Origin of the sequence: Candidatus Spyradosoma sp. SGI.093 (assembly GCF_050314555.1) — a bacterium.
GTDB lineage: Bacteria > Verrucomicrobiota > Verrucomicrobiia > Opitutales > UBA953 > Spyradosoma.
In genome coordinates this window covers 1-1028 of the sequence record NZ_JBNPNH010000019.1, presented here as the reverse complement: position 1 = coordinate 1028, position 1028 = coordinate 1, and the positions used below count along the sequence as shown (strand labels likewise).

The following is a 1028-nucleotide window of genomic DNA, read 5'->3' as shown; positions in this document are numbered from 1 at the left end:
ACCCGTTGGCGGAATTAATTTAAGTTGATAAATATGAGTAAAAAGTTGCACATATCGCTGATTTTTAGTAACTTAGTGGTGTTCAAAACATTAAGTCCAAACCATCGTATGTACAACCTTTATACAAAATTCGTCAAAATACTCGAGATATGCAAGCAATTCTCTGAAAATCTCGTCAATGAATCGGGTAATGTTCCACGTCGTGGTCCTGTTCCCAAGTTTTCGGATTTGGAAGTGGTGGCGCTATCCTTGACGGCAGAGACCGAGAGCATTGATAGTGAGAAGTGGTTGTTCGACTATAAATTGCAAGAGTACAAGGACAACATTCCTAATCTCATATCAAGGAGACAGTTCAATGACCGCAGGAAGAAAACGGCAGGCCTGTGTGAGGAACTGCGCAAGCGGATTGCCATGGAAATGGATGGCGGAGAGGAACAATTCTTTGTTGACTCCAAGCCGATAGAGGTCTGTAGGGTTGCAAGAGGAAAACGTTGCAAGATGGGACGTACCGGCAATTTCTCGCAAGCTCCCGACTTCGGCTTCTGTGCTTCGCAGAACACGTATTATTTTGGTTATAAGTTACACGCTCTCTGTGGGTTAAGTGGAGTTATCCATTCCTATGATCTGTCAAAGGCAAGTGTGGCGGACCTCCATTATATGAAGGATGTAAAACATACTTATCACGACTGTAGCATCTATGGTGACAAAGGGTATATTGGAGCTGACGTACAGCTTGACTTGTTCGAAACCGCACACATAAGACTGGAGTGTCCGTATCGGCTCAACCAAAAGGATTGGAAACCGACATTCATTCCGTTTGCAAAGGCAAGAAAGAGGATTGAGACAATATTCTCACAACTTACAGACCAGTTCTTGGTCATCAGGAACTATGCGAAAATAACGAATGGTTTGTTTGCCAGGATCATTGGCAAAATTAGTGCACTTACCATTCTGCAATACGTAAACTTCATTAACGACAAGCCCATTGGCAGAATTAAGTATGCACTAAATTAATTCCGCCAACAGGT

1 protein-coding gene is annotated in these 1028 nt (G+C 42.8%); it reads left to right on the top strand.

Annotation, left to right across the window (positions count from 1 at the left end; genetic code table 11):
- Positions 1-33: 33 nt before the first annotated feature.
- A complete protein-coding gene (locus tag ACQREB_RS08800; RefSeq protein ID WP_071121765.1) occupies positions 34-1014 on the top strand; it encodes an IS982 family transposase in 981 nt (326 codons plus the stop codon).
- Positions 1015-1028 lie beyond the last annotated feature (14 nt).